This window comes from Methylobacterium platani (assembly GCF_001653715.1).
Lineage (GTDB): Bacteria > Pseudomonadota > Alphaproteobacteria > Rhizobiales > Beijerinckiaceae > Methylobacterium > Methylobacterium platani.
The window spans coordinates 719-951 of the sequence record NZ_LWHQ01000116.1 but is presented as its reverse complement, the minus strand read 5'-3'; the positions used below and the strand labels follow the sequence as shown (position 1 = coordinate 951).

At 78.5% G+C, this 233-nt stretch carries 1 protein-coding gene; it reads right to left on the bottom strand.

The window, feature by feature from the left end:
* Positions 1-233 (bottom strand): methyl-accepting chemotaxis protein (locus A5481_RS35560; RefSeq protein ID WP_245298686.1); only part of this gene is annotated, 233 nt, incomplete at both ends.

Here is a 233-nt window from a genome sequence, read left to right as displayed (position 1 = left end):
CGTCGCGGCGCCCTGCTCCTCCATCGCCGCGGCGACGCCGGCCGCGATGGTGTCCATCTCGCCGATCCGCCGGCCGATGACCGCGATGGCCTCGACCGCCCCGCCGGTGCCGGCCTGGATCGCGCCGATCTGCCGGGCAATCTCCTCGGTCGCCCGGGTCGTCTGCTCGGCGAGCGCCTTGACCTCGGCGGCGACGACCGCGAAGCCCCGCCCCGCCTCGCCGGCCCGCGCCG